Annotated in this window: 14 protein-coding genes; 3 read left to right on the top strand and 11 right to left on the bottom strand. The window is 50.8% G+C overall.

Annotation, left to right across the window (positions count from 1 at the left end; genetic code table 11):
* Window positions 1-69 precede the first annotated feature (69 nt).
* Genes LKK83_RS15940 through LKK83_RS15930 form a run of 3 tightly spaced genes read left to right on the top strand, consistent with a single transcriptional unit; the run spans window position 70 to window position 6110 of the window.
* Window positions 70-2787, top strand: coding sequence for a COG1470 family protein (locus tag LKK83_RS15940; RefSeq protein WP_324632208.1), 2718 nt, complete (start codon window positions 70-72; stop codon window positions 2785-2787).
* 59 nt (window positions 2788-2846) lie between these two features.
* Window positions 2847-4382, top strand: coding sequence for a pentapeptide repeat-containing protein (locus tag LKK83_RS15935; RefSeq protein ID WP_324632207.1), 1536 nt, complete (start codon window positions 2847-2849; stop codon window positions 4380-4382).
* A 48-nt stretch (window positions 4383-4430) separates the two neighbouring features.
* Window positions 4431-6110, top strand: coding sequence for a tetratricopeptide repeat protein (locus LKK83_RS15930; protein WP_324632206.1), 1680 nt, complete (start codon window positions 4431-4433; stop codon window positions 6108-6110).
* Window positions 6111-6245: 135 nt separating this feature from the next.
* On the opposite strand, the gene hpsP is transcribed toward LKK83_RS15930, so the two are convergent.
* The 11 genes from hpsP to LKK83_RS15875 all read right to left on the bottom strand — a co-directional run bounded on the left by hpsP (window position 6246) and on the right by LKK83_RS15875 (window position 19610).
* The gene (gene hpsP / locus LKK83_RS15925) at window positions 6246-7421 is read right to left on the bottom strand and encodes a hormogonium polysaccharide biosynthesis glycosyltransferase HpsP (RefSeq protein ID WP_324632205.1); all 1176 of its coding nucleotides are present in this window, start codon (window positions 7419-7421) and stop codon (window positions 6246-6248) included.
* A 60-nt stretch (window positions 7422-7481) separates the two neighbouring features.
* Window positions 7482-8657, bottom strand: a complete 1176-nt coding sequence (gene hpsO, locus LKK83_RS15920; RefSeq protein WP_324632204.1) for a hormogonium polysaccharide biosynthesis glycosyltransferase HpsO — start codon at window positions 8655-8657, stop codon at window positions 7482-7484.
* Between the two features lie 14 nt (window positions 8658-8671).
* A complete protein-coding gene (gene hpsN / locus LKK83_RS15915; RefSeq protein ID WP_324632203.1) occupies window positions 8672-9679 on the bottom strand; it encodes a hormogonium polysaccharide biosynthesis glycosyltransferase HpsN in 1008 nt (335 codons plus the stop codon).
* A gap of 80 nt (window positions 9680-9759) precedes the next feature.
* A complete protein-coding gene (gene hpsL / locus LKK83_RS15910; protein ID WP_324632202.1) occupies window positions 9760-11409 on the bottom strand; it encodes a hormogonium polysaccharide biosynthesis protein HpsL in 1650 nt (549 codons plus the stop codon).
* Window positions 11410-11705: 296 nt separating this feature from the next.
* The gene (glmM, locus tag LKK83_RS15905) at window positions 11706-13235 is read right to left on the bottom strand and encodes a phosphoglucosamine mutase (protein ID WP_324632201.1); all 1530 of its coding nucleotides are present in this window, start codon (window positions 13233-13235) and stop codon (window positions 11706-11708) included.
* 288 nt (window positions 13236-13523) lie between these two features.
* A complete protein-coding gene (locus tag LKK83_RS15900; protein WP_324632210.1) occupies window positions 13524-14594 on the bottom strand; it encodes a glycosyltransferase family 4 protein in 1071 nt (356 codons plus the stop codon).
* A 129-nt stretch (window positions 14595-14723) separates the two neighbouring features.
* Window positions 14724-15566, bottom strand: coding sequence for a glycosyltransferase family 2 protein (locus LKK83_RS15895; RefSeq protein WP_324632200.1), 843 nt, complete (start codon window positions 15564-15566; stop codon window positions 14724-14726).
* 87 nt (window positions 15567-15653) lie between these two features.
* On the bottom strand, window positions 15654-16727 hold the full coding sequence (locus LKK83_RS15890; RefSeq protein WP_324632199.1) for a glucose-1-phosphate thymidylyltransferase: 1074 nt from the start codon (window positions 16725-16727) through the stop codon (window positions 15654-15656).
* Between the two features lie 6 nt (window positions 16728-16733).
* The gene (gene rfbD / locus LKK83_RS15885; protein ID WP_324632198.1) at window positions 16734-17600 is read right to left on the bottom strand and encodes a dTDP-4-dehydrorhamnose reductase; all 867 of its coding nucleotides are present in this window, start codon (window positions 17598-17600) and stop codon (window positions 16734-16736) included.
* A 128-nt stretch (window positions 17601-17728) separates the two neighbouring features.
* A complete protein-coding gene (gene rfbC, locus LKK83_RS15880; protein ID WP_324632197.1) occupies window positions 17729-18280 on the bottom strand; it encodes a dTDP-4-dehydrorhamnose 3,5-epimerase in 552 nt (183 codons plus the stop codon).
* Between the two features lie 151 nt (window positions 18281-18431).
* Window positions 18432-19610, bottom strand: coding sequence for a M20 family metallopeptidase (locus LKK83_RS15875; protein ID WP_324632209.1), 1179 nt, complete (start codon window positions 19608-19610; stop codon window positions 18432-18434).
* Between the last annotated feature and the right edge of the window lie 387 nt (window positions 19611-19997).

Here is a 19997-nt window from a genome sequence, read left to right as displayed (position 1 = left end):
GGGGAGAACTCCTCCCTACGCATAAATGACGAGGGTTTCCGTTCTCCCCCTTACCAACCCTAATTTCTGATGACACTACAGCGTTTGAGTCCCACATCCGAAGCGATCGCCAACCCCATTGGCGATCGCCTATCCTCCCCTAGCGTCGCCTCTCCCTTAGGCATTATCGTCAATCCCTCTGGCGCGGCCTCCGTCACCGCCGGCAGCACCCTAGAACTGCGAGTCACCATCACCAATCAAGGCTCGGTCAGCGCCATTATCGATATCTTTATCTCCGAAACCTCGGATCCGGTGCGCGAATGGTTCCTCTCCCCCCACGAACGTCTCGCCCTCACCCCCGGACAAGCCAGCGAAGTGGTCTTTCAGGTGCAAATCCCCGCCGACGCAATTCCCGGCACCTACGACTATACCCTGGTGGTGGATGCGCCGCAGCATTACCCGGAAGAAACCCCCATCGACCGCCCCGGGCGACTTCAGGTGATGCCCTTTATCCAAGAAAGCCGCACCGTCAGCGACCCCACCTTCGCCCTCCTCCCCCTCACCTCCTCGGTTGCTCCCGCTATTCTCCAACCCGGACAACCCCTGGAAATCCAGGTGCAAGTTCACAATCGCAGCGATCGCGTAGACCGCTTTTATCTCGCATGCACCGACCTCCCCGACCCTTGGTACAACACTCTATACCCAGAAGGCTTTCAACAAGCCGGCATCGTCTCCAGTACCCCTAGCGGACTCGAACTCAACCCGGGGGAACAACATCAAATCCTTCTCTACATCAACCCCCCGGAAAATACCCCTGCCGGCATTTACTCTCCCACCATCCGCATCTACAGCGCCAACAACCCAGACCTGGTTCTGCTCGATGTCATCTACTTCAAAATTACCGAAGTTTACCTCCTCAACATCGAATTCATCACCACCCTCGGTAAAGTCAAACGAGAAGCCGGTCTGTTCGAACTGCGCTTTCAAAACTTAGGAAATACCCCCCGCGAAATCATCGTCAGCGCCAAAAGTGCCGATGAAGATGAAATCTGCACCTACACCCTCGCCCCCCCTCAAGTTCGCCTCTTGCCCGGAAGTTCCGCTGTAGTCGGATTGCAAGTTAAACCCACCAAAGGATGGCGACCTTTCTACGGAAAACTCCTCAATTTTGTCGTCGAACTCGAAGACACCCAAAACTTCCCCTTAATTAACGACCGCTTCCAAGGTTCCTTATTCTGGGAACCCCGCCCCTGGTGGCAATTCTTACCCATCGTTATCCTCATTTCCGGTAGCATCGCCGCCCTGATTTTCCTCATTTGGTGGCTGCTCACTCGCCCCCCACAACGCCCCCAATTGCTGCAATTTTACCCGGAAAGCAGTCTGTACAAAGAACTCAATAACGACGCCATTCGCCTCAACTGGACGATTGAAAACCTCGATGAACTCAAAACCCTCCGCATCGTTGGCTTTTCCCCCGATGGAATCGTCAAAAGCGGTCCGTTTGTCTACGACTTTACCGCACAATTCCCCGACGCTTTAGAAACCTTTTGCACCCAAACCGAACGACTGATTTGCCAAAATGTCTGGACCGATGCCCGCGAACCCGGGGATTACATCTTCGAACTCACTGCTATTCCTAAAAACGAAAACGCCGAACCCCAAACCCAAAAAACCAATACTATTCGCATTCTCCCCATTCCCCAACCGCAAATCCTCGAATTATCCTCCACCCAACCTGTCTATCAATCCCGCAATTTATCGCCAATTTCTCCCGAAACACCCCGCCGCCGCCTTACCCCTCCTCCCAATGCTATTCTGCTCAATTGGAAAGTCAGCAATCCCAATCAAATCGAGCAATTAAAATTAATCGGTTTGTCCCCGGATGGGTCAATTAAAACGGAAGAAAAACTGTACGATTTCCGTCAGGGCATCCCCGAGGAATTGCGCGGCTTTTGCGAAACCTCCTCTCAGCCCAATCAACTCCTCTGCACCAATGTCCCCACCACGGCGCGTCAACCGGGAGACTATATTTTTCAATTAACCGTGGTTCCCGAACAAAATGTTACCCCAGATAGTCAACTAGAATCCCAAAAAACCAATACGATAAAAATCCAAGAACAACGCATCCCTACCCAAATTGTCGAGTTTAATCTCAATGGCCAACCCGCCCCGCCTAAAGTGATTCGCCAAGCAAATTCTGGCGCGGATTCTCTTGTGTTTTCCTGGAAAGTGGAAGGGGGGAGAAATATTAAAGTGGAATTGCTTCCCGCCCCAGGTACTGTGCCCAGAGAAGGGAATCTGCGCTACCCCGCCAGTCAACAACCGGGTAGCGAAACGATTACTTTGCAAGTGACCAACGATCGCGGGGAACAACAACAGCGATCGCTCACCATCGAAACCTTACCCCCACCTCCACCGCCCGAACCGGCGATCGTTCCACCCACCCCGGCAGTGGAACAAGCCCCAGCTACGGTTCCCACCCCGGAACCCCCCCCTGCGCCTACCCCCGAAACCCCCGCTTCCCCCACCCCAGAACCCCCCCCTACACCGACTCCGGAGGATATCTCTGTTCCCACACCCCCATCGGTGGATGTTCCAGTTCCAGAAGTGCCGCAACCCGAAACCCCAGATCCGGGTGCAATTCCCGAAATCCCTCCCCCTCCCCCCGGTACACCCGATGGGGACACTCCCGAGGATCCGGAAGCCGCAGACAAGGAGACTGAAGCGGAAAAATCGGAAGAACCCGAACCAAAATTTATCGAGGAAAAACCCCTCGCCCCGGCGGAACTTCCCCCGCAATTTAATTAAAAAATACCCGGTAGAGACCGTTTCTACAATCCCCTTAAATTGACAGGTTAAAGCTGATTATGTTATCGCCTAACTATGAAAAACTATCCCGAATAAATGTCCCGATATCGCCTAACCCCAAATCGGCGATCGCTGCCTTTCTTCTACTTTCCCTCCCCCTCTCTTATCCGGCGATCGCTGCCCGAGGCGGTGATGTAAACAAGTTACAAGAAACCAAAGAATGCCCGGAATGCAATTTGCAAGAAGCCAACTTAATGGGCGCCGAACTGCAAGGCGCAAATTTACAGGCGTCTAACCTCCGCTTGACGAATCTGCGCGGCGCTAAACTCGAAGGCGCAAATTTGTCGCGCTCTCTCATGCGAAATGTAGACCTGCGCGAAGCAAATCTCGCCGGTGCTAATCTGGATAGTGCTAACATCGGCGATGGCAAACTCGCGGATGCCAATTTATTTCGCGCCAGTCTCGAAAATGCCAATCTCGAAAACGCACAACTGCAAAACGCCAACCTCACCAGCGCCAATTTACAACAGGCAAAATTAAAAGATGCACAACTAAACAATGCCAATTTACAACAAGCCAATCTTGCCAATGCAAATTTAGCAGAAGCAAACTTAACCAATGCTTCTCTCAAAAATGCCGATTTAACCAATACCAACTTACAAAAGGTAAATTTAGAATACGCTTCTCTAGAAGGAGCGAATCTCAGCGGCGCAAATTTTGCCGAAGCAACCTTCCTACAAACCAATCTCAACCAGAGCATTATTGACGAACAAACAATTTTAAATGATAAATCTCGCTTCCTTTGGCAGGTCGTGAATCTCCCCCTATCGGGTCAAACCCTAACCCACCAAGATTTATCCGGCGCGTTTCTCGAAGGGATGAATTTGCAAGGAATTAACCTGCAAGGTACCAACCTGGAAAGCGCTTCTTTGTTTGCGGCTAATTTAGAAGGAGCATATCTGAGAAATAGCAATCTCGCTAATGCTTATCTTCATTATGCTGACTTAACTGCAGCCAATATGCAGGGCGTTAACCTGCAAGCTGCAGATGTGCGTCATGGGATTTTAGTAGGCGCAAATTTAAGCGAAGCGAATCTCGCAGATGCCAATTTGTTAGATGCAGATTTAACTAATAGCAATCTATTAGCGGCGAATTTAGAAAATACTCAATTGGGCGGGGTGAATCTTTCCGGAGCAAATTTGGGTAAGGCAAATATTCGCCAGATTCAAATTAATCCGCAAACCACAATTGACGGTCAATGGTTGTTGGTTTTGGAGTTGATTCGCGAAGGGGCGGAAAACCGCGATTTAACCGATGCAAATCTGTTTCAGGCAAATTTGCAGGGGGTGAATTTTGCCGGGGCGAGATTATCCGGGGTGAATTTATCCGGGGCAAATCTGAGTGAGGCTAATCTGGAAAATGCCCATTTATTTGAGGCGAATCTGCAAGATGCTGACTTGCAGGGGGCGAATCTAGCGGGGGCGAATTTAGGGGAGGCAAATTTGAGCGGGGCAAATTTACAGGAGGCGACGCTAAGGAATGCTTATTTTTGTCGTACAATTATGCCAGATGGGTCGGTTTCGGGGTGCGAGTAAAATCGGTTTTTTTTGGGTTGCAGAAAGGATAAAAAAAGGTAAGGAAAAATGAAGGAGTGTCAAGGAAAGGGGTTAACCGGAAAAATCCAGTGGCGAAGCGTTTTTGGCTTGACGATGTGCGGGGTGCTTTTGGGCGGATACCTGAGGCCGGGAGTGCTGGCGCAAGAGGGAGTGCAGGAGTTTGAGTATTGGGCGAATTTATGTCAAACCCTGGCGGAGGAGGAGAAGTATGAGGAGGCGATCGCGGCGTGCGATAGCGCGATCGCTCTCAACCCGAACGACCCGCAAACCTGGAGCGATCGCGCCGATGTGCTGTTTGCCACGGCAAAATATCCCGAGGCCCTGGCGGCTTATACCCAAGCCCTGGAATTGGAACCGGAACATTCCTTGCGACTGACGCTGCAATGTGCCACTCTGGTGGAATTGGAGAAGTACGAGGAGGCGATCGCGGCCTGCGGTACGGCGTTGCGCGTTGATGCGAATTGGGGGGAGGAGGAGCCGGCAATGGCGTGGTATCATCGCGGGGTGGCGTTCCAAGGCGCAGGTGAAATAGAAGAGGCGCTGTCGTCTTTTGAATGGGCGATAAAACTCGATCCCGATTATTCCGTGGCGTTGGCACAGCGCTGCGCGATTCTCTCGCAAGCGGGTCAGTCCCAAGCAGCCCTCGATGCCTGCGATCGCGCGTTGCAAGCCAATCGCAATTGGGGTACTCTCTCGGAGGCGATCGCTTGGGTGAATCGCGCCCGCTTGCTGCAAGAACAAGGTGAATATGACCAGGCTTTAGCCTCCTACGACCGCGCCCTGGCCCTCGATCCCAACGATGCGATCGTCTGGACGGAACAAGGCATTTTACTCGGGATTTTGGGAAGGCACGCCGATGCGCTTCTCTCCTATCAATGGGCAATTAAAATCAATCCCACTTCTTCCCTCGCCCTGGCACAACAGTGCGCTACGTTAAATCGCTTGGGCAGTTATGAAGCGGCGAAAGCTGCTTGTGAAAAAGCCCTGCAAGAAGGGGATGGCAATTGGGGAAACCTCGGTCCGGCGGAAGCTTGGGCGCAGTTAGGCAATTCTCTCACGGGAATGGAAAATTACGAAGATGCTTTAGCCGCCTCTAACCGCGCGATCGCCCTCGCCCCAGACTACGCCGACGCTTGGAGCAATCGCAGCGTCCCCCTGTGGCATTTAAACCGCCCGGAAGAGGCTCTCGCCGCCACGGAACAAGCGATCGCTGTCTCCCCCGACTCTTCTCTGGCGTGGTTCAATCAAGGGCGCATTCTCACCGCTTTGGGACGCTATGACGAAGCGGTTTCCGCTTACGATCGCGCCCTGCGTGGAGATGCCAATGTGGGCGATCGCCCTACTTTCGGCGATATTTGGATCAACCAAAGTGCCCTATTCTATCGCTTGGAACGCTATCGCGACGCGGTTAATGCCGCCGATCGCGCCCTGGCGATCGACCCGAATGCTTCAGAAGCTTTATACAACAAAGCCTTGGCCCTGATGGCTGTCCGCCGCTACGCTGAAGCCGTCACTACCTACAATCTCGCTATCGAACTCGATGCCAATAATCCGGATTTCTGGGCCGGTAAGGCGATCGCCCTCCGCTTTCTCGAAGAGTACGGCGACGCCCTCGCCGCCGTGCAAAAAGCATTGGAACTCAATCCCAGCCACCCCCAAGCCTTGAGCGAACAAGAGGTCATTATGGAAGAAATGAGCGACTCGTAAGTATATCCTTTATGTATAAAATCGAGAGATAATATCCGGACAGGGCATGCCCTGTCCCGACAAGGGCAGAGAATTACATATTATCAACCTGAAACAATTAATTGACATTTGTAGCGAAGTATGGTAATGCGCCAACTAGGAACCGAGAATGTCCTGGTAAGCGCGCAGGGTTTGAGCGGCGATCGCATCCCAACTGTAATGAGTGGTCGCATAGGCTTGCGCCTTCATCCCGCGCTGCTGACACTGGGCCGGATCGGAGATAGCCTCCCCCAGCAACACCGAAAATTCAGCCACATTGCATTCACCCACCCAGCCGGCATTAGCGGCGATGACATCCTCCCAAATATAGACCCCGCGCGAAATGCAAACTGCGGTTCCGGCAGCCATTGCTTCCGCCACAGCAATGCCGAAATTTTCATAATAAGAAGGTAATGCAAATACATCCGCAGTTTGCAACAAAGCGCGCTTCAATCCACCGGTGACAAACCCCGGAATTGTGGTGCGATCGGCAAGGGAAGAGGATTGGATTTGCGATTTTATCTGCGCTTCGTACTGCGGATCTTGCGGATTGCTACCGGCTAATACGAAATGAAAATTAAATCCTTGCTCTACCAGGTTTTCTAAAGCGGGCAATAAGAGATTTAAACCTTTTTTCGGTTCGATACGCGAGAGAAATAAAACCAAAGGGCGATCGCCAGGAATTCCCAACTGTTGGCGCACCTCATCTTCGCCTATAGATTCCGGCGGTAAATTCACCCCCAACGGAATAATTAAATCCCTGGTTTTTACCCCAAAGCGCTGCGAAATCTTAGCCTCTTCGTTACTGGTAAAATGCAGCGCCGCCGCCCCGGCAATATTGGCTTTTTCCCACAGGGTGGTGTAAATTTGTTTGAGCTTTTTTTTCTTTTGTAAATCCGCCGGATCGAGAGTGCCTAATGGGCGCAAAAGATAAGGCAAATTGCGAGTTCTGGCCACGGTTGCTGCCCCAGAAATGACCGGAGAAAACAAGGCATGCAGGTGGGCGATATCGAAGTCTCGGACATGGTGATTTAACCAGCGCAATAACTGCCAAGAAAACTTGTAGCGGCGGAAGGGGGAACAGGGAAAATAGCGAACGAAATAGCCGTCTTCTTCCACCGGGCGATCGAGGGGAACATCCAACGGGGGTTGACCTGCATCCCCATTAGAATTGGTGGTTAAAATGGTCACTTCTGCCCCTTGACGCGCCTGCGCCGCCGACAATCCCCGAACCATTTGACTCGGACCGCCATATATTAAAGAAATGGAAGGAATAATTTGTAAAATTCGCATAGTTAAATCAATGTTACCCCATCAAAATGGTACGAGATGGCGGAGGTGGGCAAGTGGTGATTAAGGATGGGCAATGAGCTGTTGGTAGAATTCTAATTGTTGGCGGGCGATCGCCTGGTTGGTATAATGATTCATGGCGCGATCGTACCCTTTTTTGGCCAGGTCTTGTTTCAACTGTAGATTGTCCATAAGCTGACCCAAGCAATCTGCTAATGCCTGAGAATTGCCCTCAGGGAAGACCAATCCGGCATCATCGATGACATAGGGGATTTCGCCCGAATCCGAACCGATCGCCGGCACTTGGCAAGCCATCGCCTCAATCAGGACGTGACCGAATTGTTCTTTCCAACCCACAGAGGTTAAGGTTTTAAACTCGTTGGTGGTTTCTGAAGGGAGAACTAACACATCCATTAAGTTAATATAGCGCGGCACTTCGTCATGGGGAACGCTTTCGATCCAGATGAGTCGATTTTGCAGATTGAGGTCAGTTGCTTTAGCAGCGATCGCCGCTTTTAAATCCCCCCGTCCGAGCAATATTAATTTCCCAGGTTTATCCGGTAAAGTGGATAAGGCATCGAGGAGAGTTAGCAAGCCTTTTTCTGGTACAAAGCGCCCGACGAATCCCACCACAAATTCATCGGGTTGAATGTTAAGAGATGCCGCGAGTTCCGGTTGAGGTTGGGGACGAAAGAGGGTTTCATCCACGCCGAGTTGCGGGAGCACTTTAATCGGGCCGAGATAGCCGCGATCGCGCAGAATATTTGCCCCATCTTGATTGCCCGCAATAATCCCATCAGTATGGCGCAAATTGTAGGATTCTAACAAAGAAACTGGCCATTTCAAATCGTAAGGCAAATTCCACCAAGTGAAAAATAGAGTTTTGGCTTCCAGTCCCAGAAGGCGATTGAGGGTAATGAATTGAGCGTAAGTTAACGCTTTCGACCCCTGTTCTACTTGAATGATATCGGGGCGAAATTCGCGCAGCAGCTTGATTAAATCCGGTCCAAAGGTTAACAGACCTTGATTGTTTTCGCTGAAATTAGAAACCGGGACGACTTGGAAGGAGTCTTCTTGTAGGGGTTCGGTTTCGATAATTTTATTTTGCACCCCACCGGGACGCCAGCGACGAGGAACGACCACCGTTACCTCAATATTCGGTTCTAAGCGGGCCAAAGCGCGGAGCTTTTCGCGGTTGAGGTCAACGATATAAGTATGGCTAGCAACGAGAACTTTCACGGGTTTGAGGAGGGTTATTTACTAACGGCAAATTGCTGTTGGGTTTGGGTGAGTTCGTCTTGTTGGCTGTAAACTTGTCCATCGCCGAGGGTGGATTGCAGCAGGGTGAAGCAAGCGTTCAAAAAGCCGAGGGTATAGAACCAACCGCGTACCAGAGTTTTAATCGGGGAACCGCTTTTATTGCAAGGGGGATGACCGAGTACGTGACAATCAAATAAGCGGGCAAAAAAGCGGAGGCATTGAGTGGGGGTGAGGTTTTTTAAGCCCATGAGAAAGTGATTGTGATAAAAGGTGATTTGGTATTGAACCGATCGCGTACTGATATCGTGACAGCCGCCGGTTTGTTCACCTAAGTGAATGAGATGGGCTTCGGGGTCGTACCAGATTTTGTAGCCGGTTTGTCGCAGGCGCAGACAGAAGTCAGATTCTTCGCGGACAGCGCTACCTTTAAAGCGTTCGTCAAAGTGGAGTCCGTACTGATGGAAAATGTCGCGGCGAAAGGACATATTGCACCCGCGAACCGAGAGGACTTCTTGGGGTTTGATGGTATGAACTAGGTCGATATAGTACCAAGCGATGCCCGGATCCATTGCTTCGGCGGGGAGGGCTTCAATTTGTAAATCGCCGCCCGAGTCAGAGAGTTTCATGCGATCGAAAACCCGACCGGCGATCGCGCCAACTTCCGGTTTATCCAGGTAGTTTTTCGCGTGAGTTTGGAAAAAACCGGGGGGGAGTTGGACGTCATCATCGAGAAAGAGGATAATCTCGCCATGCGATCGGCGAACCGCATAATTGCGCGCCCCCGGTAAACTGGCCCAGTTGACGCGGAACCAGCGAATTTTTTCCGAGGTGGAGAGTTGTTCGAGATAAGCTTGAGTTTCCGGTTCGTGAGTGGGAGTTTGATCCACCACCAGCACTTCAAAGTCCGGGTAATCTTGGTTTAGGACATCAGCGATCGTGTCTCGCAGTGCCTTTTCGCGGTTGTAGGTGGGAACGATAACAGAAATGGAAGGCCAGTTCATAGGGGTTTGGAGTTGAGAGGGATTTGGTGAAGATAGAACAGCGAGGGAGAAAGGGCAAAACCGAGAAAACTGCGGGGAATTCACCTCCTTTTTTTGGGTTTAGCCGTTGTTTCTTCTTCTAGTATGCCTGCTTCCCAGGCTTTTTGTTTCTCCTCCTGAATTTCTCGGTCGATATCGGGTAGCTTAAAGAGCAATCCTGCCCAAAACCAATAATAAACCGCCACCGGATCCACGTCTAGGGGGTAATAGTAAGTGTTGTAACTGATAAATAAAATAAATACCCAAAACGACGCACCATAGCCGCGTAGGTGTTTATCTTTGAGAGCGCGGTAGGTTTTGAAGGCGAGATAGGTTAAAGTGGTGACGAAAATCAGGAAAGTCAGAACCCCAATCGGGCCAATTTCGTAGAATAATTTCGGATAATAGGTTTCGATGAGCTTAGTTTGGCCAAAGGTGCGGGCGGAGTTCGTCGCGCGACCCAACCCGTTGCCAAATAATCCAGTCTGTCCTTTAGAGGTAAATTCAAATTGGTGGGCAATAAACTCCGTAGGGGGAGAAGCATTCCAACGAGCCACAAAACTATCGACCCGTTCCTGAACCACTTCAGGAAATATTGCCATCGCGCCGATGCCTAAAATTCCTAATCCGATTCCGACCGGGATAAAGCGTTTTAAGTTAGCCAATTGGCCAGTGAGAACCAGCAAAATTACTGTCAACAATGGAACGAGAGCTAAGGCAATTCGCTGCCCGGAAATAACGGAGTTAACAAACACTAATGCCATGCCAAAAAAACCAACAATTTGCCACCGTAAAGACGGATCGTTGAAAGCAGCAGCAAAGGTGACAAAAATATTGGCAATTAAAAACCAAGCCCATTGCCAGGGCGCGACGAAGGTACCGGGTAAGCGAACCATGCCTACTTCTGGACTGAAAACCAGGGAACCGCCAACCAAGCACTTTGCTTCTAGGGTGGCTTTAAATAAAGCGTCTCCCACATAACCGCGCGTCCCCGGACAGCGACCGGAGGCTAGCATAAAATATTGGAGGAAGCCCAGACCACAGCAGACGATCGCCAAAATCACGTGCAGGCGAACCAGCCAGATAAATTCTTTTTTGTTGCGAACCAGATAATAGGCGCAAGCGATTAAGGGAATGTAGCCAATAAACACTTTGATGCCTAAAATCCCCATTGGAATGGGTTTATCCCCTGCTTCGGGATTTAGTTGCTGAATACCGTTAACAAACAACAGGGTCATGGCTACGATCGCCAGCAGCAGATTGAGGACTGGGGCGAGTTTTTGCGGAATTACGAATGGTTTTTTTTGCCGCTTGCATTCTTGGTAAAGGGCGATTGCGGCGGGGATGTAGAATCCATCTTTGGCCAATTGAAAGATGGGACTTCCGCCGCCGATCCAGTAGGTAATTGTCCCCGAAAAGGGCATGTAGATCGTGAACCCCCACAGGGCCAGACGGGGATATTTGTACGACAGCAATAAAACCGCGACGCCACCCCCACCTGCAAGGGCGAGTTTTGCTCCCGCAACAAAAAATAAAGCAATCCCGATCGCCACTCCCATACCGCCATAAAGGGCGAAGGATTGAATGATTTCATTGCGTTGGCGAGCGGCTTGCTTTTGTTGGGCGGCTAGCTCCTTTTTGCTCAGTGTTGGAGCTTGTTTGTCCTGATTGTGTTTGGATTTCTGCTTGGATTTTCTCTTCTTTTTTATCATGGCATGACGGCAAATAAGCCCCTACGCATCAAGCCCTCAAAGAGTGAGGTGTTTTAGCCCACTTCAGACTAACAATTCTTTATTGATAGCGCAAATTTAAGCGTGAGTGCCATGAGGTGGAGTGAAACGGGTTAATTCCCGACGCGATCGCGGGTCGGCTGCCTATGGCGCCACCCTAATTTACTACATTTAACTTGCAATTTTTATAGCAAAATTTAAAGGCGCGATTGCTCGCGCCTCAGTGATTTTCTAGATAAATTTCTAGAATGTTTTATGCAATTTAGACGTTAAAAACTTTAAGCGGCTAAATGGCGTTCCACCGCCTGCACCAGATTTTCGGTCCAATGGTTGGCCAGATCCACTGTAGCAGCTTCCACCATCACCCGGATTACCGGTTCGGTGCCCGAGGCGCGGACCAAGACGCGACCCCGATCGCCCATTGCCGCTTTTGCGGTAGCGATCGCATTTTGCAGCGCTTCGCAATTTTGCCACTCCATGCGGCGATCGCGCTCTTCCACCCGCACATTCCGCAACAACTGCGGATAAGCTTGAAAACTTTCATCCACCAAGCAACCCAGAGACTCCCCATGCTGCTTCACCAAGCGCGCCAGATGCAACGCCGTCATCACACCATCCCCAGTCACCCCGTAGTGACGACAGAGAATATGTCCCGACTGTTCGCCACCGAGCATCGATCCGCTGCGAACCATTTCCGCGTGGACGTGACTATCTCCGACCGCCGCGCGCCGCAACTGACCCCCGCAACTTTGCCACGCCCGCTCGAACCCTAAATTTGACATCACCGTGGCCACAATCGTACTATCGGGGAGCTGACCCACATCGCGCAGTTGAGTCCCCCACAAATACAGGATATAATCCCCATCTACCGTTCTGCCTCGGTCATCCACCGCCAGGGCGCGATCGGCATCCCCATCAAACGCAAATCCCAAATCCGCCCCATACTCTTTCACTGCCGCTTGCAACACTCCCAAATGCGTAGACCCGCACTCCACATTAATCCGATCGCCATCCGGGCGATCGTGCAAGCAGATAACCTCTGCCCCCATTGCCCGAAACACCTGCGGGGCCACCAGAGACGCCGCCCCCCAGGCCAAATCTAAAACAATTCGCATCCCCTGCAGGGGCAATTCCTCCACCCCACCGGCAGACACCACCGGCGCTTGTAACGATTGGGCATAGCGATCGACCAACTCTGGTCTATGATAGTGTTGTCCCCATGCCGTGGAACTCGCTCCCTCGCCTTTCCCTCGGATGCCTCTTTCAATCTGCCCCTGCAGGTCTGGCGAGAGCTTGGTGCCATCCGCCCCAAAAAACTTAATTCCATTATCCCCCGGGGGATTGTGACTCGCCGAAATCATTACCCCACCCACGGCATCCGAAACGCTGGTCAAATACGCCACGCAGGGGGTGGGGCACAATCCCAAATTCCACACTTCTAACCCCGCTGCCGTTAAACCCGCCGATAGCGCCATCGCCAGCATATCGCTGGAGTTTCGCGAATCTTGTCCCAGGATAATCGGACCGGGGGTGTACGCTTGCGTCTTCAACACTTGACCCGCCCAAAATCCCACTTGCAAGGCTAACGGCGCACTGAGAAACTCTCCCACTCGTCCGCGAATGCCATCAGTGCCAAATAAGGGACTCTTTGGCAGATGAATGCCACTCCCCGCAATAAACAGGCGATTCGTTACCTCTTTCCCCCCATTGGGTTTGAGGTTTTGCACTGGGTTCGCGCTCACCGGCGAGGCAACCGACAAAGAAGAATTCACACTAGCGCCTTGAGTCCAGGCAGGAGATGTAACCATAATTTCATTCACTCCACACACAAATTACATTCACTGTGGAGAATAACATTTCCACGCGAATATCCTACTTACACTACCCTGAAAAAGCAAAATCCGGAGTCCCTGTCAAGGGTGGGATTGGCGCTGTCAGGGCAAGGAGGACCCCTACAGTCCAACTGATGAAATATGCAATGCGAAATCTGAAATAGATTCAGACCCGAGCAGACTTTCTGAGGCTTTCTTTACAGTTGTGGGTTTGGCAATCCCATTAAACTTCTATATTCCATTAAACTTTAAGTTGAAGGAGTTTTATAGATATTGTTTTAAAACGTCACAGGTGAGCGCTCCGGTTTTCGCCCAGCTAAACTGACTGGCTCTAGCCAAACCCTGTTCCCGCAAACGCGATCGCGTGGTGGGACTGATGGCAACCAATTGCATGGCACTGGCGATTTCTCTGACATTGTATGGATCGACTAAAATTGCCGCATCCCCGGCGAGTTCTGGCAGCGAAGACCGATTTGAGGTAATGACCGGCGTCCCACAGGCCATTGCTTCGAGAACGGGCAATCCAAATCCTTCCCAAAGACTGGGGAAAACCAAAGCGATCGCTTGATTCATTAACACCGGCAGTTTCTCATAAGGCACGTATTCTAAAAATTTCACCCGTTCGCTCAACCCCAATTCCCTAACCTGTGCTTTCAACTCTGGGGTATAGCGCGGATCCGCCGACCCTGCTAACCAGAGTTCCGAATCCGACCACGGTGCTATCTTACCAAAAGCATCGATTAAGCGATGTAAATTTTTGTAAGGGTCGCTGCGACCCACATATAAAAAATAATTCCCGTTTGGTAAATCTAAATACCGAAAATTCTTCGCATCGTATCCCAACGGAATCGGCATAATCTTTTTCGCAGGAATCTGGCAAAAATTACTAATATCCCGGGCAGTAGCCGTGGAATTGCACAGAATGCCCTCAGCTTGCTCCAACACCCGAGGAATGTAATACCGATGGTAGTACAATAGGGGCGATCGCCGACTGGGAAAACGCAGGGGGATGAAGTCGTGAACCATCACCACTGACCGACAATCGGAAAATAAAGGCGCTTCCGGAACCGGCGAAAACAGCAGCCGCGATCGCAGATTTTTATAAATTTTCGGTAACTGTTGCTGCGTCCAGACCAATCGGTTAAAATGACCCTTTTTTCCGTAGTCTGGCGTTAAATTTTGCGGAATTAAGTAGCAATTATAGTCCGAAATCTCTTCTCCCACTAATAATGTTGGCTGCAACCCTTTCAAATAAGGGACGACATTTTTCGCATAAGTGGTAATCCCCGTCGGTTGCGAAATCAAAAACGACAAATTAATCAATAGGGAATGCAAGAAGTTAACCTCGGATAATAACTTGACCTCCAAACTACGCACGAAGAGCGAATCCGAATATTGCGATTTCATTTACGGGAAAAAGCGCTTTTCTTTCCCCTCAAACCTGCAGGAACAACGGTTTGACCTTCACCGCCGCCCCAGATATTTCCATACTCCCTCCAACTTTCCCATTGCCACCGCAGGCTTAACCGCAATCAAAAGCATGGCATATAAAACTAACCGCAACAATCGCAGCGCAAACACTATCTTTGAAGTATAGGTTTCCATTGCTTTCAAGTAACTATAGGTACTGTAATTGTATTTTTTTCTGATTTTTCGGTCAGCTACCGAAGAGGGATAGTGAACGATCGCAATACGCTCGGTTATGCCAATTAAATGTCCGAGAGCGGCATAACGCCGACAGAAATCAAAATCCTCATAATAAAGAAAATAATCGGCATCAAAGGCAGGACACTGGGAAAAATTGCTCAGATTCATTAACAAACTACACCCCGTTACCCAATCACAAATTACATACCCCATTTTTGACGAATTCGTCAAGCAGTTTTGTTGCGCGATCGCCCCCGTCTCCGGAATAAAGTGCCCACCGGCAAACCACAGCTCTCCGGTGGGATCGTAAACAATTGTACCTAAAATCGACACCTCTGGATGCATCGCAAAAAATTGAGGAACCCGGGCCAGCATTCCGGGGAGCAATACAGCATCCGGATTGATCGACCAAACGATCGCCTGCGGATCTTGGCGATAAATCCATTGCAGACCCAGATTGCACCCCCCGCCAAACCCTAAATTTTCCCCCGCCTCTAACACCACCACCGATTCAGACGCCAACTCTCGAATCGACTCATCCCCGGGTGAATTATTCACGATCGCCACGCAATAGGGAATCTCCCCTTGAACACAAATCGATTGCAGTAACTTTTCAGTCAACTCCCTGGAATAATAATTGACCGTTAAAAAATAAATCACATTACTGTCAACTTTTTCCCATCAATTCCCACCAACTCAAAGCAAAACTTTCCGCCACTTTCTCTCCCCAAGTGCCCCAATTCTTCATCATACCAACTCGATTTGAGAATCATCGCCAATCATAAATCGGAACGCTTTCGGGCGGCGAGGTGCCACAGTCAATTGCGCGCGACGTCCGATGACGCTATCCACCAATCGCTGATGAATTCCGGTGATTTTAGCCCCCTGCAAAATCACACTATGCTCCAACTCCACATCAATCAGAGTTGCCCCATCAGCGATACTGCTATACGGCCCGATAAAACAGTTTTCTAAATAGCAATTTTCTCCAATGGCCACCGGCCCGCGAATCGAACAGTTTACCACCTTCGTTCCCCGACCGATTTGCACTCGTCCGATGACTTGACTTTGGGCATCGACTTGTGCTAAAATACTAGGAGTTAATTGGGTATCTAAAATAATCCGATTGGCTTCGAGCAGGTCATCTTTTTTTCCCGTATCCAACCACCAGCCTTCCAAAGTGCAAGATTCCACAGCGGTTTCGCATTCGATCAGGCGTTGAATGGCGTCGGTGATTTCTAGTTCCCCTCGGGGAGAAGGTTGGATTTGCGCGATCGCCTCGTGAATTTTGGGCGAAAAGAAATAAATTCCTACCAATGCCAAATTCGAGGGCGGGTCTTTTGGCTTTTCTACTAATTTTAATACTTTCCCCCGTCGGTCTACTTGCGCCACACCAAACGCACTGGGATTCGACACCGGACGCAGGAGAATCAACCCATCTAGATTTTCTGCTTTAAACTTCTGCAAAAACGGATTGAGCGGTCGTTGAATGAGGTTATCTCCTAAATACATTACAAACGGAGAATCCTTTAAAAACGGTTGGGCAATTTTCACCGCATGAGCCAACCCGGCGGGTTCTTCTTGTAAAATATAGGTAATATTTGCTTTGAAGCGATCGCCATTGCCGGTGAGCGATTGCACTTCCTCGCCAGTTTCGGGACTGATAATAATCCCAATCTCGGTAATTCCCGCCGCTACGATGCCTTGAATTCCATACCACAAAATCGGTTGATTGGCCACCGGCACCAATTGTTTTGCCCCCGAGTAGGTGAGGGGTCGCAAGCGCGTACCTTTCCCGCCGGATAAAATTAAAGCTTTCATGCTCATTTAACCCTTAAAATTCGCTAACATTTGTCGCAGTCCCTGTCGCCAGTGGGGGGGATAGGTGCCCAAAACCGAGGCAATTTTGGCACAAGAGAGAACCGAATAGGCAGGGCGCTTTGCCGGGGTGGGATATTCCGCTGTGGTAATCGGGGTCACGCGCTGCACTTGCAGGGGAAATCCGAGGGATTTGGCTTCTTCAAAGATAGCCACGGCGAAATCGTACCAACTGGCAACCCCGCTATTGGTGTAGTGGTAGATACCCGGGGGGATAGCCAATTGCACGATAGAGGCGATCGCCCCAGCTAAATCCCCGGTCCAGGTGGGACTTCCCACTTGGTCCGCCACCACCCGCAACTCTTCGCGATCGCCCCCTAAGCGCAGCATGGTCTTGACAAAATTTCCCTTTCCCCCACTGCCATACACCCAAGCGGTTCTCAAAATAATAAAATCGCCCCCTACTTCTTGAATGGCTTGCTCGCCGACAAGTTTCGATTTCCCATAACTTCCCAGGGGATGAGTGGGGTCGGTTTCCGAGTAGGGATGACTTTGCGTCCCGTCAAACACGTAATCCGTGGAAATGTGAAGCAGTCGCGCCCCTATTTTCTGACTTTCTTCTGCCAAAACCCCCACCCCAGTTCCATTAATTGCCGTAGCTAATTCCGGTTCGCTTTCCGATTTGTCCACCGCCGTGTAAGCAGCAGCATTGACCACCACATCGGGTCGAACTTCAGCGATCGCTTGGCGAATGCGGTCCGGTTGGGTGAAATCGAGAGTGGCGCGATCGCGCCGTGTCACCTCTCCCACCGCCGGCAAAATGGTTTGCAATTCCTGACCCAATTGGCCGGTCATTCCTGTGAGTAAGATTTTCATCGTTAATCGTTCTTTAGACGAAAGGGAATGGTTGCGTTAAGCCACATCGATGGATGGGTAGCGGGAAGAAAAACGAGAGTCTGGAGATATGAAATCGGCGAGAATAGCACCGCAAAATTAACGATTAACTAGACAAACAATTCGGCGCTTTTTAACGGCACGCCGGCGCGGTCTTTTGCCGATAAAATTGGCGATGCTGTATCGTTAACGGGCCAGTCAATTCCGATATCCGGGTCATCCCATTGAATCGAGCGTTCGGATTGGGGATGGTAGTAGTCGGTGGTTTTGTACAACACTTCCGCCATTTCCGACACCACGAAAAATCCGTGAGCGAATCCCACAGGAATCCAGAGTTGTCGGTGGTTTTCCGAACTGAGTAAGCAACCGACCCACTGTCCGAAAGTGGGGGAATTTTTGCGGATATCCACGGCTACATCAAATATGCTGCCGAGTGCCACGCGGATTAATTTGCCTTGGGGCTGTTGCAGTTGGTAGTGCAAACCGCGCAGGACATTTTGGCGCGATCGCGAGTGATTGTCTTGGACGAATTCTCCCGTAAAGCCAGTTTTTTCGGCAAATTCTCGCTTGTTAAAACTTTCAAAGAAAAAGCCGCGCGAGTCGCCGAATACTTTGGGTTCGATAATGACCACATCGGGAATGTGGGTGGGAATAACGTTCATCGAGTCGGATTCGCAGGCGGTTGGGTGGGCATTGTCTGTATTCAGACGTTAGTTAATTTATCAGAAATGTTGATGCAATGGGAAAAGCGGGGCAGGGGAGTTGCATTCTGGGTCAGAGTACAACTCCCGGGGGAAGGATGGAAAGGGAGGGTTAGGGCAACTGCCAATATTTACAAGCGGCATAAGCAAGTGTCACCACGCCGGTAACGATCGCGGACTCGTCTATGGAAAATTGCGGGTGGTGGAGGGGGTAGTTGGGTTTATCCCGATGACCGACACCGAGACGAAACATGCTGCCCGGGGCATGTTCGAGGTAGAGGGAGAAGTCTTCGGCCCCCAGGGAGGGTTCGGGTAAAATTTGCACGCGATCGCTGCCCCATGCTTCCACTGCGGCACTTTCGAGCGCTTGGTTCATTATCGGGTCGTTTTGTACGGAAGGCACGCCGCGACGGTAGTTGAGGTGATATTTTGCGCCGTACATTTGGCACACACCGGCCACGATTTGCTCGATCCAGCCGGGCAATTCGGCGTGAGTGTCGGGGTGGAGCGATCGCACGGTGCCGAGCAATTTTACCGTATCGGCAATCACGTTGGGTGCCCGCCCCCCGGTAATTTGACCGATGGTCAACACCACCGGGCGTAGGGGATTGTGGGTGCGACTGATGGCTTGTTGTAGGGTGGTAATCACTTGGGATGCAATCCAAATCGCATCGATCGCCTGGTGGGGACGCGCCCCATGTCCGGATTCTCCTTGAATGATAATTTCTAAGTCATCCGCCGCCGCTGTCAGCGCCCCATGTCGGATCCCCACAGATCCGGCGGGAATGGTGGGAAACACATGCAAGCCAAAAATGCCTTTCACCTTCTCCATCGCGCCATCTTTGACCATCCACCCGGCACCCTGGGCGATTTCCTCTGCCGGTTGAAACAGGAACCGCACGTTTCCCGGGAGGGTTTCTTTCAGTTGGGACAGAACCATTGCGGTTCCTAGTCCCACGGTGGCGTGAACGTCATGTCCGCAAGCGTGCATCACGTCGGCTTTCTGCGAGGCATATTCTAAGTCGGTGCGTTCGGCAATCGGCAGAGCATCCATATCGGTGCGAATGGCTAACCACCCATCGTCCTCGCCCTGACCCACCAGTTCTCCGATAACGCCTGTTTTTGCCACCCCCTCGCGCACGTGGACACCACAGGAAGAAAGGACACCGGCGACATAAGCGGCGGTTTGATATTCCTCACCGCTTAATTCGGGATGACTGTGAAAATGTCGCCGAATCTCTATCAGGCGTGGCGCTAATTGTTCTGCAAGGTCTTTGATTTGGCTGAGCATTTGGATTTCGGTTTTTGGGCTATAGTGCATGGTCATAGTTTGGCGTTGATTGCCAAAAAATTGCAATTCAGCCGGCAGGGAGGGCAGAGGGTTCAACCGCTTATCCCAATTTTCTACATTATTGGCGATCTCTAACCCCCAGCGGTCAGCACATGGCACTCCATTCACCGACATAAGCTCGGTATAGCAGTTCTCATATGGGTGAGGTAACGAATTTTTACTTCGGAGATGCAAGCGCGGTTAGGACTATTCGGCTGCTTACTACATCAAGAAAGAGACCTGCTATATTTCACCACCACCACGCGATCGGTGGAAAAAAACTATCCCGATATCCGCAATAGTTATTTATCCCTAGTCCAACTCCCAGGGATGGAAAAAAACTATCCC

The sequence above is a fragment of the Phormidium sp. CCY1219 genome (assembly GCF_035615515.1).
Lineage (GTDB): Bacteria > Cyanobacteriota > Cyanobacteriia > Cyanobacteriales > Laspinemataceae > CCY1219.
Note: the sequence above shows the minus strand (reverse complement) of the source record. Positions and strands in the feature narration are given on the sequence as shown.

What these genes read in the sequence shown, in the direction of transcription:
- rfbD (WP_324632198.1), bottom strand. Translation starts at nt 17,600, where the DNA reads ATGAAAATCTTACTCACAGGAATGACCGGCCAATTGGGTCAGGAATTG.
- hpsP (WP_324632205.1), bottom strand. Translation starts at nt 7,421, where the DNA reads ATGCGAATTTTACAAATTATTCCTTCCATTTCTTTAATATATGGCGGT.
- hpsN (WP_324632203.1), bottom strand. Translation starts at nt 9,679, where the DNA reads ATGAACTGGCCTTCCATTTCTGTTATCGTTCCCACCTACAACCGCGAA.
- glmM (WP_324632201.1), bottom strand. Translation starts at nt 13,235, where the DNA reads ATGGTTACATCTCCTGCCTGGACTCAAGGCGCTAGTGTGAATTCTTCT.
- LKK83_RS15930 (WP_324632206.1), top strand. Translation starts at nt 4,431, where the DNA reads ATGAAGGAGTGTCAAGGAAAGGGGTTAACCGGAAAAATCCAGTGGCGA.
- LKK83_RS15940 (WP_324632208.1), top strand. Translation starts at nt 70, where the DNA reads ATGACACTACAGCGTTTGAGTCCCACATCCGAAGCGATCGCCAACCCC.
- hpsL (WP_324632202.1), bottom strand. Translation starts at nt 11,409, where the DNA reads ATGATAAAAAAGAAGAGAAAATCCAAGCAGAAATCCAAACACAATCAG.
- LKK83_RS15935 (WP_324632207.1), top strand. Translation starts at nt 2,847, where the DNA reads ATGTTATCGCCTAACTATGAAAAACTATCCCGAATAAATGTCCCGATA.
- LKK83_RS15875 (WP_324632209.1), bottom strand. Translation starts at nt 19,610, where the DNA reads ATGCTCAGCCAAATCAAAGACCTTGCAGAACAATTAGCGCCACGCCTG.
- rfbC (WP_324632197.1), bottom strand. Translation starts at nt 18,280, where the DNA reads ATGAACGTTATTCCCACCCACATTCCCGATGTGGTCATTATCGAACCC.
- LKK83_RS15890 (WP_324632199.1), bottom strand. Translation starts at nt 16,727, where the DNA reads ATGAAAGCTTTAATTTTATCCGGCGGGAAAGGTACGCGCTTGCGACCC.